General features: G+C 42.6%; 15 protein-coding genes. 12 read left to right on the top strand and 3 right to left on the bottom strand.

Features of this window, described 5'->3' with window-relative positions:
* Nucleotides 1–232: 232 nt before the first annotated feature.
* Together BLS28_RS03995 and BLS28_RS03990 are read right to left on the bottom strand one after the other, a co-directional pair.
* Nucleotides 233–1,084, bottom strand: a complete 852-nt coding sequence (locus BLS28_RS03995) for a methylated-DNA--[protein]-cysteine S-methyltransferase (RefSeq protein WP_091163014.1) — start codon at nucleotides 1,082–1,084, stop codon at nucleotides 233–235.
* Between the two features lie 98 nt (nucleotides 1,085–1,182).
* Nucleotides 1,183–1,536, bottom strand: a complete 354-nt coding sequence (locus BLS28_RS03990) for a DUF488 domain-containing protein (protein ID WP_218134348.1) — start codon at nucleotides 1,534–1,536, stop codon at nucleotides 1,183–1,185.
* A gap of 115 nt (nucleotides 1,537–1,651) precedes the next feature.
* Between BLS28_RS03990 and BLS28_RS03985 the strand changes: the two genes are divergently transcribed.
* Complete coding sequence (locus BLS28_RS03985) at nucleotides 1,652–2,371, top strand: 2OG-Fe(II) oxygenase (RefSeq protein ID WP_091163013.1); 720 nt, start codon at nucleotides 1,652–1,654, stop codon at nucleotides 2,369–2,371.
* Nucleotides 2,372–2,418: 47 nt separating this feature from the next.
* Complete coding sequence (locus BLS28_RS03980; protein WP_091163012.1) at nucleotides 2,419–3,033, top strand: hypothetical protein; 615 nt, start codon at nucleotides 2,419–2,421, stop codon at nucleotides 3,031–3,033.
* On the opposite strand, the gene BLS28_RS03975 is transcribed toward BLS28_RS03980, so the two are convergent.
* On the bottom strand, nucleotides 3,030–3,725 hold the full coding sequence (locus BLS28_RS03975) for a Type 1 glutamine amidotransferase-like domain-containing protein (RefSeq protein WP_091163482.1): 696 nt from the start codon (nucleotides 3,723–3,725) through the stop codon (nucleotides 3,030–3,032). The two genes, BLS28_RS03980 and BLS28_RS03975, sit on opposite strands and share 4 nt — an antisense overlap.
* A gap of 483 nt (nucleotides 3,726–4,208) precedes the next feature.
* On the opposite strand from BLS28_RS03975, the gene BLS28_RS03970 reads away from it, so the two are divergent.
* The 10 genes from BLS28_RS03970 (at nucleotide 4,209) to BLS28_RS03925 (ending at nucleotide 14,415) form a co-directional block, all read left to right on the top strand.
* Nucleotides 4,209–5,402, top strand: coding sequence for a sensor histidine kinase (locus BLS28_RS03970; RefSeq protein WP_091163011.1), 1,194 nt, complete (start codon nucleotides 4,209–4,211; stop codon nucleotides 5,400–5,402).
* 10 nt (nucleotides 5,403–5,412) lie between these two features.
* Nucleotides 5,413–6,108 (top strand): LytR/AlgR family response regulator transcription factor, encoded by a 696-nt coding sequence (locus tag BLS28_RS03965; RefSeq protein WP_091163480.1) that lies wholly within the window; start codon nucleotides 5,413–5,415, stop codon nucleotides 6,106–6,108.
* 103 nt (nucleotides 6,109–6,211) lie between these two features.
* On the top strand, nucleotides 6,212–6,589 hold the full coding sequence (locus BLS28_RS03960; protein ID WP_091163010.1) for a response regulator: 378 nt from the start codon (nucleotides 6,212–6,214) through the stop codon (nucleotides 6,587–6,589).
* Between the two features lie 72 nt (nucleotides 6,590–6,661).
* Nucleotides 6,662–6,904, top strand: a complete 243-nt coding sequence (locus BLS28_RS03955; protein WP_091163009.1) for a PqqD family protein — start codon at nucleotides 6,662–6,664, stop codon at nucleotides 6,902–6,904.
* Nucleotides 6,905–6,906: 2 nt separating this feature from the next.
* The gene (locus tag BLS28_RS03950; protein ID WP_091163008.1) at nucleotides 6,907–7,962 is read left to right on the top strand and encodes an ATP-grasp domain-containing protein; all 1,056 of its coding nucleotides are present in this window, start codon (nucleotides 6,907–6,909) and stop codon (nucleotides 7,960–7,962) included.
* A gap of 9 nt (nucleotides 7,963–7,971) precedes the next feature.
* On the top strand, nucleotides 7,972–9,327 hold the full coding sequence (locus BLS28_RS03945) for a type III PLP-dependent enzyme domain-containing protein (protein ID WP_091163007.1): 1,356 nt from the start codon (nucleotides 7,972–7,974) through the stop codon (nucleotides 9,325–9,327).
* A complete protein-coding gene (locus BLS28_RS03940) occupies nucleotides 9,324–11,480 on the top strand; it encodes an urea transporter (protein WP_091163006.1) in 2,157 nt (718 codons plus the stop codon). The genes BLS28_RS03945 and BLS28_RS03940 overlap by 4 nt, the downstream gene beginning before the upstream one ends.
* Nucleotides 11,462–12,640, top strand: coding sequence for a tetratricopeptide repeat protein (locus BLS28_RS03935; protein ID WP_091163005.1), 1,179 nt, complete (start codon nucleotides 11,462–11,464; stop codon nucleotides 12,638–12,640). Before BLS28_RS03940 ends, BLS28_RS03935 begins: the two co-directional genes overlap by 19 nt.
* Nucleotides 12,628–13,248, top strand: a complete 621-nt coding sequence (locus tag BLS28_RS03930) for a tetratricopeptide repeat protein (RefSeq protein WP_091163004.1) — start codon at nucleotides 12,628–12,630, stop codon at nucleotides 13,246–13,248. The genes BLS28_RS03935 and BLS28_RS03930 overlap by 13 nt, the downstream gene beginning before the upstream one ends.
* A 261-nt stretch (nucleotides 13,249–13,509) precedes the next feature.
* Nucleotides 13,510–14,415, top strand: coding sequence for a PepSY-like domain-containing protein (locus BLS28_RS03925; protein ID WP_176844365.1), 906 nt, complete (start codon nucleotides 13,510–13,512; stop codon nucleotides 14,413–14,415).
* Nucleotides 14,416–14,472 lie beyond the last annotated feature (57 nt).

The following is a 14,472-nucleotide window of genomic DNA, read 5'->3' as shown; positions in this document are numbered from 1 at the left end:
GCAATTCTATTTTGTTCGCCCGCTGGCTCTCCTGGCGAACAGGTTCGGAGATGCGGTAACTGCAGACACAGTTTTTGATGAGCCCGGCACTTTACTCCACACTGAGGCGTTGTTCCAGTGATCTGTAAAACAGGACATACTCATTTTTATGTTTACGTCCACGCTTACTTTAGCGTTGCTATGTAAGCGCGGACGCTTGAGGGCAATTGCATATCCCCCTTGCTCACAAACCTTATTCAACCCGCTCCTTTAGCGCTGCTTCCCAGCCTATTATTGCGTTTTTACGGGTACTGCCCCAATGATACTGGCCGATTTCGCCGGTTGATTTGATTACCCGGTGGCAGGGGATCAGGAATGCTACGGGGTTACTACCCACCGCTGAGCCGACTGCTCGGTAAGCATTTTCGCTGCCTGCTTTTTTGGCAAGTGAGCCATAAGAGGTTAATCCGCCGGGAGGTACTTTCAATAACGTCTCCCACACTTTGATCTGGAAATCGGTCCCTTTTAAATGCAGCTTGATCTCGTCCAAACGGCTCCAATCCTGCGTAAAAATAAATAAAGCGTTCTGCTGGATCCTGTCAACTAACTGGTTGAATACCGCGTTAGGAAAACTTATCTTCAGTTGCTCCAATGCTTTCTCTTCGCCCTCATCAACAAACGCCATGTGGCAAATCCCTTTAGCAGTGGATGCTACGATCACCTTACCAAAAGGTGTATCTGCAAACGAATAGTTGATATGCAGCATGGCTCCGCCGTTACGGTATTCGCCGGGGGTCATACCTTCTACCTTAATAAAAAGGTCATGCAGCCGGCCACCTCCCGAAAGACCTGTTTGCAGCGCGGTATTAAAAACATTCGCGTCTTCATGTTTCAAGATTTCCTTGGCATGCTCCACACTCAAATACTGCAGGAATTGTTTTGGGGTTACCCCTGCCCAATCCTTAAACATCCGTTGAAAATGAAAGGGGCTTAAATTAACATGTTCCGCAACTTCGTCCAGTTTAGGCTGTGCCTTAAAATTCTCCCTGAAAAAGCCAATCGCGTCTGCTATGCGGGTATAATCTATCTCTTGTTGAGTTTTCATAAAGCCTTTTTTTAAATAAATTCAATTGTGTTTTTTGTATTTACAACACAAAGGTACCGGCCTCGTCTCTGCTCAACAATCCGATTCTTGCGGAGTTTTCAGGCGATATGCTCTTCGATTATCTTGCTTAAAACTACCGCATTATTTAATTTCAGCTCCTTTGAAGAAAACACCAGCGTCACTATTTTATGCTGCCTGATATAATCTACCAATTCATCCAAAGCCTTTGCACCCTCAGTTTCAGTGCGGTATTTTTGGTTAAAGGCTTCAAATTTCTCAGGATCATGGTTGTACCATTTTCTTAGTTCGTTAGATGGAGCTACATCTTTAAACCACTTGTCAATCCGTTGGTCTTCCTTTTTTATCCCCCGCGGCCAAAGGCGGTCCACCAAAACCCTAACGCCATCTGCCTCGGTATAAGGTTCATAAACCCGTTTAAGTTTAATCTTCATGATAATGTATTTTAATACTTTTTCTTCGATGGAACCGACAGTATAAATTCCGCAAGAATCGGATTGCCCACCAATCTTCCTAACGATAGTTTTGATACTATTCAAAATAACAAAAATGACACCGGAACAAACACTTAAAGATCGCATCAAAAATCTTGATTGGGATCAAATTAATAAAACATTACATGACAACGGTTTTGCAATTGTTAAACAGGTTTTAGGTGAACGCTACTGCGATACATTGATCAGCTATTATGACGCAGATGCTTACCGTAAAACCGTCATCATGGAGCGCTACAGATTTGGATACGGCGAATACAAATACTATAAATACCCGCTTCCTGCAATTATAACCGATTTAAGGGAGAGCGTTTATCCGTACATCGTACCTGTGGCCAATAAATGGATGAATGAACTTGGTTTTGACAAACAATTCCCCGGCACCCATGAAGAAATGAAACAGTTAAGCCATGAAGCCGGGCAAACCAAACCCACAGCCCTGATATTGCAATACACAGAAGGCGGATTTAACACCCTGCACCAGGACCTTTACGGCGAGGTATATTTCCCCATCCAAATGGTTTTCATGCTCGATCAACACAACAGAGATTATACCGGCGGCGAATTTGTAATCACCGAGAAAATTCCGCGGGCGCAATCAAAAGTTAATGTACTTACCCCTGGCATGGGTGATATGGTTTTATTTACCACTAACTTTAGGCCAGTAAAGGGAAGTAAAGGTTATTACAGGGTAAATATGAAGCACGGCGTAAGCCCGGTTCACAGCGGTAAGCGCCATAGCCTGGGCATTATATTTCATGACGCGCTGTCTTAAACAGATTGATGTGACTTTGATCCTGACCATTGAAAACAACGTATAACATGTTGCAGAACCGTGTAAATCCATTTGGACAACTTATTAAAACAACAGCGCGGGGTGCCTGGCTTGGTAACCGGGGCGTAATCCATAATGAGGACAAGGAAATTGTACGCGCTTTCAAAATTAAAGCCTGGATAACCTGCGCTTTGGAGTTCAGGGGCCGACACCGGGAAATCATGCAGCCCGACCGCTGGACTGAACTCTTCTTCCTTGATGAAGCCACGGCATTTTCAGCAGGGCACCGGCCTTGTTTTCAATGCAGGTATAGGGATCATCATCGGTTTAAAGAGTTTTGGCTAAAAGGCAACCCTCAATACGGTTTTGACATGAAAACAACGGTAGCCAAAATAGACGACATTTTGCAGGCAGAGCGCATTACAGCTGATAAGTCAAAAGTTACCTATCAAGAAAAACTAAAAGCCCTGCCCAACGGCACATTTGTAATTTATGATGGCAAATCACATTTACTCAAAGATAACCAGTTGTATTTATGGAGCCCTGCCGGATACCTAAAAGGAATAAGGCTGCCCAATGTGGATATAATCACAGTACTAACTCCCCGGTCAATTGTGAACATGTTCAGTGCGGGGTATGTGCCTCAAATAGGGATTTATTAAATATTTTTTAGCGGCCTGCCATAATCTCGGGGAGTAAATAATTTCCAATGCCCCTCAGAAATAACCTCAACGGCTACGTCAGTCACTTTAATTGCGGTTTGATCGTCAATAGCGTATGATGGTACTGGTATGGAAGCAACCAGTTTCTCAATATTGTCCAGCGAATTATTCGGGAACCACTCATGATCCAAATGCGGGTGGATAGCAAAGTCAACAAAACTTAATGACTTATCGCTATCAGCCGGCAGGATATGGTTGCCATAGGTAGTACCAAAGCAGGTCATGATCATACTACCGGCACTCAAGCCAACATATACCATCTTTTGTAAAAGCGAGGGCAGCAGATCCGCCAGCCCGGATTGCTGCATCCAATAGGTCAGGTACTGGCAGTCGCCGCCACCTACCAATAAAGCATCTATTTCCCGGAGCATGTCAACCCATAACTCTTTTTTGATACTGGGTAAGGCGGTAAGTTCCAATAAGCCCAGCGACTTCCAACCCAATTGGCAAAAGGGATCACCTAAGGACCCGCAAATAACCCTTCGTACTATGTCGCCGCCATTGGGTATGGCGTATATCGCGGTAGGGATAAAAAGGGCGTTCGCTTCGGCAACCGGTTTACCCAACAGCTCTACCAAAGCATTTTGAATACTCATGTTGCTAATTCCGGCAGACGTAAGAAGTAGTTTCATAATTTGTTGGATTATAATCAATGTTAATAAAAACGCTGAATTAAATTCATAAAATATCCAAAACTCCCCCTCCATCCATTCAATTACCCCGTTCGTCGGTACAAAATTTCAGATTAAAAACTCAGGGCTACCTTTACAGCATCAAATAATAATTTGATCAGTGATAAGGTTTAGGTGACAGCCCCCAAGCAGCGAGTGCCAGGGGGCTTTCTTATATAATCTACGCATCCCTATTTTAGGTAAAACACGCCACTCCCCCCGTTCGTCTATACAATTTCCCGGTTCACCGACACATGGTTGTTAAAACTCCCGCTCATCTTCACCTTTGATTTATAATTCAGAAGCAGGGACACTGAATTATAGTTTTTTTCGTATAAGATGAAGCACCTGTGCAATGTACAGGTGCTTTTTTTTAAATTAGATGCTAAAATATTTGCCAGCCAGTAGCTCCGGCATTGATGAATAAAAGAATCTTAAAATAAAATGATCCGCTCAAAAGCAACCACTTTTTTCATTCATGCTGCAGGCTGGCTTGTGTTTTTAGGGTTCCCGCTATTATTCATGAACCGCACACAGCAAAGCAGCGCCGGCACCTATGCCGTCCTGTTTTCGCCTTACTACTGGCTGTTTTGTCTCACCTATATATTTATGTTTTACCTGAACGCCTGGTACCTGGTGCCAAAGTTCGTGTTCCGTAAAAGATATCTCTGGTATGGGATTATTGTGCTATTACTTTCAGGCTGTGTTTACTTTTTGCAGCCTTTTGATAACCTGCTTCTTCACAATCTCATTAAAGGGAATAAACCAGTTGCAACAACAGCCCCCAATCCGCAGCCTATAGGACCACAAATTACGCCAACGGGAATTGACAGCTCAGCACCTGATCAGCAAAATATGCCTTTTGGCCCGTTGCCGCATGAGGATCTGCGGATGCAGGACCCCAGCCTTAAACCCACCAACCGAATTATCTTCATTCATCAATCCGGTAATATTGATATGGTAGGCTTATTTATTTTTATCATTGTGATGGGGCTGAGCGTTGCCATTGCCACGGTTCAAAAATGGCAGCTTACCGAGCAGATGGTTACCCGTGCCGAGGCCGAAAAAGCCCATGCCGAACTCTCTTTTCTTAAAGCCCAGATCAATCCTCATTTTTTATTCAACACGCTGAATAATATTTATGCCTTATCGGTTACCAATAGCGAGCATACTTCCGAGAGCATCATGAAACTCTCTAACATCATGCGCTATGTAACCGATGAGGTAACGGAGGATTTTGTTTTGCTGCAAAATGAAATTGATTGTATCAATGATTATATCGATCTGCAACGCCTGCGCCTCGGCAAAAAAACAAAGCTCGATTTTGAAGTTTCGGGCAAGATTGACAATCAAAAAATTCCGCCCCTGATACTGATGACCTTTATTGAAAACGTTTTTAAATATGGCGTAAGTAAACACCAGCCATCAGTTATTGATATTTGCTTAAGGGTAAACGGCAACCAAATGCTGTTCATCTGTAAAAATACCATTTTCGAAAAACGACCTGCCACCGAACGGAAAGGGATCGGCATTGCCAATAACCGCCAGCGCCTGCAACATATTTATCCTAACAAACACCGGCTTGACATTAGCGTGGCCGATGGTAATTACATTGTTGAACTGGAGATTAACGCTTAAACTGTTTATTATGCAATTAAAATGTGTAGCCATTGATGATGAGCCGCTGGCCCTCCAAATAATTGAAAAATATGTAGCCGAATATCCCGCGCTAACATTGGTTAATACTTTTGAGGATGCCATATCGGGCGGGGAATACCTGAAAATGAACAAGGTGGATGTGCTGTTCATAGATATTAACATGCCTGATATTACCGGTATCGACCTGGTAAAATCATTGACTGATAAGCCAATGATTATTTTTACCACTGCCTACAAAAATTATGCGTATGAAGGTTACGAACTGGAAGCGGTTGATTACCTGCTGAAACCGATCAATAACCTGCGCTTTGGCACAGCGGTTCAAAAGGCAATTGGCTATTACCAGTACAAACATACCGATACCCCAAATGAAAGCGATTTTCTGTATGTGCATTCAGAATACAGACTGATCAAGATCAACATTAAAGACATTGAATACATTGAAAGCATGCAGGATTACATCAAGATCCATATGCTGGGCGTAGCCAAACCCATACTGACACTGATGCCCCTGAAAAGTGCAATTGAAAAACTGCCTGCATCAAAATTTATCCGCATCCACCGCAGCTTCGTGGTAGCGCGTGAACAGATTAGGTCTATCCACAACCGCAAGGTAAAACTAACCAACGTAGAGCTTCCTGTAGGTACAAACTATACCGATTTTATCAAAGACTGGCACAAATAATCAATTCATCGGCACATTAAAGGCGTTGAACGACACATTATTTTACAGCCCCTTAAATAGCCTCAACTTTATATTATTAAAATTGATACTAATCCCTAAAGTCATGAAAACAGCAGGCGATAAAAAAACCATCTTAGTACTTGATAAAAACAGCCGGATGTTATCGGTAATTGATGACATTATGTACTATGGTGATTTTAATGTGCATTTAACTTTTGACCCTAATGCTATATATGATAAAGCTAAAATGATTAATCCGGATTTGATCATTTTGGATTATTTGTTGTTAGATAATGATTGTGAACTGGTTTGCCGGGACTTTAAGGACGATAAGCAGCTGTGCAATGTACCTATCATTATTGTAACCGCTTTTAAAACAAAAAAAGCACAGGCCGACTCCTATAAATGCGATGCCTTGTTTGTAAAACCGCTGGATATGGAAGTGCTTGCATCAAGGATAGAATACCTGATGGCATCCTGAAGCCGGTTTTGTAAACTCATATAAACCTGCTAAGTTTAGCTTTTATTAATTAAACAAACCTGTACTTATAAAATGAAACTCAAAAGCAACATAGCCACCAGCGAAAACGGGTTTATTTTTAACCCTGCCACCGGCGATTCATTTTCCGGCAACGGTATGGCGGCACAACTGCTTGAGGCTATGAAAAGCGGCAAAACCGAAGATGATATTAAGCAGGATATTCTGAGCAGATACGAGGTGAGCGAAAGCCAGCTTAACAGCGATTGGGATAATTGGATGCTGCAGCTAAAAGAAGCAAACCTGCTCGAAATTTAAGGATGATGGCAAACAAGTACGCTAATTTATGTATTGCTGTTACCGGGCTTAATGCAAACGACAATCCAGGGCCGGGGATGGCAGTCATCCGTTGTTTAAAAGAGTGTTTTAGAGATGGTTTGCGAATAATTGGCCTGTCGTACGAATCGCTGGAGCCCGGAATTTACCTGCGGGATCAGGTAAACAAAACTTACCAGCTCCCCTATCCAACCGAAGGTACGGCAGCCCTTGTTGAACGTTTGGCATATATAAACGGACAGGAAAAGCTTGATCTCATTATCCCCAACTTTGATTCCGAGCTGTTCAATTTTATAAAGATAGCGCCGCAATTGCAGCAAATGGGCATAGCAACTTATCTCCCAACACACCAGCAACTGGCGTTAAGAGATAAGGTGAACCTAAAAAATTTCGGCACAAAAAATGGCTTTTATGTGCCCGCCGATCATAAGCTTTACACAACCGATGATATTAAAAAAGCGGCTGATGAGTTCAACTTTCCTATGGTAATAAAAGGTAAGTTTTATGATGCTTATGTTGTGTACACGATGGATCAGGCATTGAAAGCCTTTCATCAATTGTATGCAGCCTGGGGCGTACCGATAATAGCGCAGCAATACATCAAGGGCAACGAAATCAACATCTCAGCCCTTGGGGATGGTAATGGCTACAATATCAGTTTGGTGGCTATGCGCAAGCTTTATATTACCGATAAAGGGAAAGCCTGGGCGGGTGTTACCATTAAAGATGACAAGCTTACCCAACTGGCCGACAACTTTGCCCGCGCAAGCAACTGGAAAGGGGGCTACGAAATAGAGGTCATGAGCGATGCAGAAGGGCATTTATACATATTGGAAATTAACCCCCGGTTTCCGGCATGGGTTTATTTAACTGCCGCCGCAGGCCAAAACCAGCCTGTGGCATTAGCTAAAATAGCGATGGGTGAAGGCGTTGAGCCTTATGCCGATTACCAGGCCGGCAAACTGTTTGTCCGGTATTCGTGGGACCATATCGCCGACATCGCCGATTTTCAGCAGATCTCGGCGTTTGGCGAATTATAATTTATAACGATGGAAAAGCTGCCATACGAGAAACCATATATAAAAAAACTACAGGCCGGTGCCCTTAACAAATTCGGCTCCCGCACTGGTTTGCAGCCCTTTAAAAGTATCGATGGCGTTTCGGTTAAAAGCCTGATCGAAAACTACGGTTCGCCGGTGTTCGTATTGTCCGAAAAACAGATCCGCAAAAACTACCGGGCTGCATACCGCGCTTTTAGCACCCGCTACCCAAAAGTACAATTTGCATGGAGCTACAAAACCAATTACCTCAACGCCGTTTGTCAGATTTTTCACCAGGAAGGCAGTTGGGCCGAGGTAGTTTCGGGCTTTGAATATCGTAAAGCTTTAGGTAATGGCGTACCTGGCAACAAGATCATTTTTAACGGACCGGGCAAGTCCATCAATGATTTACAGCTGGCCATCGAACATGATTCGCTGATCCATATTGATCATTTCGATGAGCTTAACCTACTGCTTACATTAAGTAAAAACCTGGTCAATAAACCGCGTGTGGCCATTCGTATAAATATGGATACCGGCGTTTACCCACTTTGGGACCGCTTTGGTTTTAACTATGAAAATGGAGAAGCCTGGTCGGCAGTTACAAAGATCACAGGCTCGGGAAGTCTGCAATTGGTGGGCTTGCATTGCCATATCGGTACCTATATGCTCTCTGCCGATGCTTATGGTATAGCGGCTAATAAACTGGCCGAACTGGCTGTTCGCTGCCAGACCGAGCTTAATCATAAAATAGAATATCTTGATCTGGGAGGCGGCTTCCCCTCAACCAATACATTGAAAGGTGCTTACCTGCCGGGAAATGATACCGTGCCGACGATTGATGACTTTGCTGAAGTCATAACTTCGGCTTTGCTCAATTTTGGCTTTGCCAATGATGATCTGCCGCTGCTGATATTGGAAAGTGGGCGTGTTTTGATAGATGATGCCGGTTACCTGCTGGGCACTGTTATCGCCAACAAACGTTTAGCCAATGGCAAAGGCGCCGCCATTGTTGATTTTGGGGTCAATATCCTGTTTACATCTTTTTGGTATGAACACCAGGTAAGCCCAGCCCAGGATTTTGCTGCACATACCGAAAACATGGTGATATACGGACCGCTTTGCATGAACATTGATGTGATCAGGGAAAGCATTAACCTGCCCCTACTAAATCCCGGCGACCAGGTAGTAGTGCACAAGGTTGGCGCTTACAACATGACCCAATGGATGCAATTCATCACTTTAAGGCCTGCTGTTGTGTTGATAGACGAGAAGTTGCGTACGCATCTCATCCGCAAAAACGAAACATTGGAATATACTGCCGAACCAGAGTTAGTACCCGCTCATTTAAATAACAACAAGTGAAGCAAATTCCAGCATTCATAAAAACCGTCATCAATTCCTATTCGGTTTTGTTTTTTTCTCAAAACCGGGTATTAGGGATTATTTTGCTGCTGGTATCATTTTTCAATCCGGTATCCGGCTTTGCAGGGTTGAGTTGTGTCATTTTCTCTTTGCTGATAACAAAATTGTTAAAACAGGATAACGAAGATTACCGGGTAGGAATTTACAGCTTTAACTGTTTATTATTAGGGATAGCATTTGGTGCTTTTTTCCAGGTTAATCTCATGTTTGTGACCTGGCTGGCGGTTGCCTGTTGCCTGGTAGTGCTTGCTACCATTATCATGTCAAAGCGCATGGGTAAACCGGGTTTACCTATACTTTCACTGCCGTTTATCCTGGTTTTCTGGCTTGTACTGCTGGCATCCAACAGCATCTTCAACACTGGATTATCACAAAAAAGCAGCTCCCTGCTCGAAGAAATTTACACCGGCCCGGGTAACCTGGCCGGCGCCGAAGGTTATCTTGCCACAACATTGCCAAAACTGATGAGCTTATTTTTCCGTTCATTGAGCGCAATTCTGTTTCAGCATAATATCATAGCCGGAATGCTTATTGCTATGGGGATACTTGTACATTCGCGCATTGCATTCAGCCTGCTTATCATTAGTTTTTTAACGGCCTGCGGGTTTAACAACATCACACATACCTACCCCGAGGGCATCAGCTATTACCACCTGGGTGCTAATTTAATGATGGCCTCAATGGCTATAAGCAGTTTTTTCACTATCCCATCGTTACGCTCTTACCTACTGGCAATTCTTTGCATCCCCTTGGGTTTCATACTCATTAATGCCCTTACCACACTCATGGCCTTGCATGCGCTGCCTGTTTTTTCGTTACCGTTTTGCGTGCTTAATATCAGCCTGCTCTATTTTTTAAAGTTAACCGGTCATCACCCCAAATTGCAGTTAACCATAGCACAGCATTACTCGCCCGAAAAAAATCTTTACCATGTTTTAAACCTGCAAAACAGGCTGAACGATCTGAAATACATGAGGCTCAATTTGCCGTTTATGGGCTATTGGACGGTTTCGCAGGGTTATAATGGTAGCATTACCCACAAAGGCGAATGGGGCCAGGCGCTTGATTTTGTGATTACGGATGATGAACAAAAAACATTTCAGCATCCCGGTACCCTTCCTGAACATTTTTATTGTTTCAATAAGCCGGTACTGGCCTGCGGCGATGGCGTTGTAGAACTGGTTGTAAACCATGTAGAAGATAATGATATTGGCGAAGAAAACCTGAAAGAAAACTGGGGCAATACGGTAGTGGTCCGTCATGCCGCGGGGCTTTATTCCAAACTATCCCACCTCAAAAAAAACTCGATAAAAGTTAAACCTGGCGATGTTGTAAAACAAGGCGACCTGCTGGGGTTTTGCGGTAATTCGGGTCGCTCGCCAGAGCCGCATTTGCATTTCCAGTTGCAGGCTACCCCTTATATCGGGTCTAAGACATTGTCTTATCCGCTCGCATATTACTTTACCAAAAAAGGTGGTCAAAGCAGCCTTTTAAGCTACGGTATCCCAAATGAAAACGAATTAATAAGCAACCCCGAAATCAATGCACCGCTCAAAAAAGCATTCGATCTGCAACCGGGCTTCCTATCTAAATTAGTTAACGAAAACGGCGCAACCGAAGAATGGGAAGTTTTTAAAGATGAATTAGGACAGTCATACATCTACAGCAAAACAACCGGTGCCGTTGCTTATTTTATTAATAACGGCACTATGTTTTACTTCACCAGCTTTTATGGCGATAAAACGTCGCTCCTCCATTATTTTTACCTTGCCGCATATAAAGTTATTTTTAACGATGCAGGATATATCCAGGCTAATGATGAGTTTCCGGTACCGCTTACCCATAACAAAACATTGCTTTGGCTGCAGGATTTTATTGCGCCTTTTTACCGGTTCATCAGCATAAAATATAAAAGCGGGATCCAGCTGAAAAAGACAGGGCTAAATATTGTATCCAAACAATACCAGGAAATTGCAGGTAAAACAATGCCGCTTACTGAATCAACAGTTTTGGTTGACCACGGCAGTTTGCAGGCTTTCGTCATAAATATAAACGGACAGCATATTGAAGCACAATGGAGTACAGAAAATTAACCATACTTTTTGCCTTGCTATTTGCTGCTCTTGTAACCCGTGCACAAGATAATAAACTTGCCACGGCCGATAGTACCGCCGAACAATTGTACAATGCCGGCAACTGGAAACAACTTATCAGGTTTGTAAATCAATCGGTTGCCGATAGTGTAGACTCGCCCGCTTTACGCTTTAAGGCAGGCTACGCTTATATGCTTACCAGCAATTACAAAGCTGCCATTTATCAGTTTAACCAGGTTTTACTTCAAGAACCGCAAAATGTAACTGCATATTTATATGCTTACTACTGCAACACCTACATCAACAACAATAACGCTGCGTTTTACAATGCATCGCATTTAGACACAGCAACCCTGCGTGCTATCAAGTTATCACTCTTTGGTTTAACTGATGCGGTTTTAGAAAGTGGCATAAAATTGCCTAATAGCAACGAACGCGACAACGGCTTTTTTGAACGCGCGGGTATCGGTTTAAGATTATCGTGGCGTTTGCAGTTGGACCAATCATTTATGTTTTTCAAACAGAATATATTCAGATCGGGCTATATTGATTACTTTAATCAAACAGGCAAAACCGACCGCCAGTTTGAATATTATGCTAAAACGAAATATTCTTTCACTAAAAACATCAGTTTACTTGGCGCGTACCATTATTTACATACCAGCTACCGGAGCAATATTTACCAAAGTAACCTTGGGCTGTTAGGAGTAAAATATGATACCCGTTACATTGATTTGCAGGGCGATATTAACTTTGGCAAACTCATTAATAAAACCCTAAAACAATATGATGCCAAAGTGGATTTTTATCCACTGGGAAACTTGAATCTATACACCACAAGCAGGGCATCGGTACTGAATTTAAGCGGAGTAATTCATTTCATTTATAGTCAGTCGGTAGGATTTAAAGTATTAAATAAAACGTGGCTGGAAACAGTCGCTACTTTTGGCAACCAGGATGATTACCTGGATGCGGACGGGCTTTATGTGTATAACGCTATCGATCCTACAAAATTTAAATGCGGTGAAAGCGTTTTTTATCAGTTAGGTAACCATGCCTTATTGAATTTAAATTACTTTTATGAAAAGAAAACAGACATTTACCGGGCTGTTAACTATAACCAAAACTCTGTTACGTTAGGTATAACATGGAAATTTTAAAGAAGACGTTTATTCCCATTTTTTTATTTGTATTTGCAGCACAATTGCAGGCACAGACAAATGTGGTGCTTCAAAAAGCTTTTCACAACAGTTATACCAATGAATTAAACAAAAACTACGTTGCTGCCATTGCCGATATTTATCCTTACTATTCGGAAAATAATTATGAGATAGCCATCAGGCTGGGTTGGCTCCATTACCTCAATAAAAACTACACTGCTTCGCAAACTTATTATCAAAAAGCAGTTAACCTGAAGCCTGGCGCTATTGAGGCTAAGTTTGGTTATATAAAGCCGCTCTCTTTTTTGCAAAACTGGGATAAAGTGCTGGAACAATATCTTGCTATCCTGAAAATAGACCCGCAAAACACGCAGGCTAATTATTGGGGAGGCGTAATTTATTATAACCGCAAACAATACGAACCCGCTATTAAGCTTTTCAGAGTAGTAGTAACGCTTTACCCTTTTGATTATGACGGCAACCACATGCTGGCCTGGTCGATGCTTATGGCTGGAAAAAAAGCTGAAGCGAAACCTTTTTTTGAAAAAGCGCTGATCATTAAACCTGCAGATGCCTCGAGTACTGATGGCTTAGCCAGGTGTAACTAAAAAAACTACCAAAACATTTTATGTAGAGACACATTTGATGCATCTCTCGCGAGATAAAGCACACCTCACAGCGCTTAACATGAGGTAACTTGCATATAGCAGACGCATGTGAATGCGTCTCTACATTGTATCCTCATACATCGATTTAAATCCGCTGTTTGTCGACACTTTTCCCGACGACCCGATTTTACAAATTAATTTTAATTAAACCTGTCCGAAAAAAGGCAGCGCTAATTATCAATTTAAATTAATTCTATGAAAATGAAATCATTTTACGCCTCACTATTGATGGTCGGCACAATAATCGGCCTGGCATCATGTAAAAAGGAAAACGCTTCAAAATCAGCTTCGGCCGGCAGCGTTTCGTCATCAGCCGTCACATCAACCGGCGCCATCGCTATTAGCCTTGCATCGTCCGGAACTACTACCGACAGCGTTTATATGGTTGGCTGCTATGGCAAGCATGATACCAAAGACTCCGTTGCTTTTAGCACATTACCTACAGTTATTGGCACTTACCTTACAGCCAATTACAGCGGTTATACATTCAAAAAAGCATACTCCATTACTGATAGTACTAATACAGTTATCAACTACATTGTGGTTATCAAATACAACAGCGCTTTGGTTGGCCTCAAATTCACTGCTGCTGGTACGTTTGTAAGCATCCTTGAGCAACGCGAAGGTGTTGACCTTAAAGGACCAGGATGGCACTTAGGCGGATTCTTTGATAATCGTGACAGTAAACACCGCGATACCATTGCCATTTCGGCCCTTCCTTCTGCTGTGAGCAACTATTTTTCAACAACCTATCCAACAGATACTTTGTTGCATGCCTCTATCGCACCCGATAACGTATACATTTTGATAAGCCAGAACGGGGTACTTTACTCAACAACGGTAACCGCAGCAGGCAAACTTGTAAAACGTATTCAGATAGAAAAACACGATTTAAAACATGCCGTAGTAGCTGAAGCTAACTTACCGGCTGCTATTACCACTTATCTTACTGCTACTTATCCGGGCTACGTATTTGATAAAGCATTTTCTGAAAGCCCCGGCGGAACCCTGCAAGGTTACGTTGTATTGATTACATCAAACAATACCAAATACGCTTTAATTTTTAATGCGTCCGGTACATTTGTCAGAGTCCTGCCTATCCACTAAACAATCGAGATTATAGCGCTGTTGGTAAGCCATGTTTTTAATTAAACATGGCTTACT

This window comes from Mucilaginibacter gossypii, assembly GCF_900100945.1.
GTDB classification, from domain to species: Bacteria; Bacteroidota; Bacteroidia; order Sphingobacteriales; family Sphingobacteriaceae; genus Mucilaginibacter; species Mucilaginibacter gossypii.
The sequence above is the reverse complement of the archived record's forward strand: the minus strand, read 5'-3'. Positions and strand labels throughout refer to the sequence as shown.